At 61.0% G+C, this 467-nt stretch carries 1 protein-coding gene; it reads right to left on the bottom strand.

What is annotated here, in order from left to right; translation table 11 throughout:
* On the bottom strand, window positions 1–467 hold a 467-nt coding region (locus tag M3650_RS31245), incomplete at both ends, for a PEP/pyruvate-binding domain-containing protein (RefSeq protein WP_285848790.1).

The raw sequence follows: 467 nt of genomic DNA, 5'->3' as shown, positions 1-467 counted from the left end.
ACCGCCTGCTTCGCCAGCTCCTGCACTTCCTCGTTGCTTAACGAGAAAATATCGCGCTGCGCCTGCGGCACATCTTCGATACGCACCTGTTTACCGTGCTCCTGGGTCGGCGCGTAAACCATACGGATCTTTTTCGACCCCATGGTGCGGCGCACGATCGCCGGACGGCCAGCGGCCAGCGTCGGTTTGTGGACGTAGAATTCGTCCGGGTTCACCGCGCCCTGCACCACCATCTCGCCCAAACCCCATGCAGAGGTGATAAACACCACCTGGTCAAAGCCGGATTCGGTATCGATGGAGAACATGACGCCGGAGGAGGCCAGATCGGAGCGGACCATCCTCTGCACCCCGGCGGAGAGCGCCACGCCGCGGTGATCGTAACCCTGATGCACGCGGTAGGAGATTGCGCGATCGTTAAACAGCGAAGCAAACACGTGCTTCACGGCAACGAGCACGGCGTCAAAGCC

The sequence above is a fragment of the Paenibacillus sp. MER TA 81-3 genome, from assembly GCF_023713585.1.
GTDB classification, from domain to species: Bacteria; Bacillota; Bacilli; order Paenibacillales; family Paenibacillaceae; genus Paenibacillus_B; species Paenibacillus_B profundus.
Note: the sequence above shows the minus strand (reverse complement) of the source record. Positions and strands in the feature narration are given on the sequence as shown.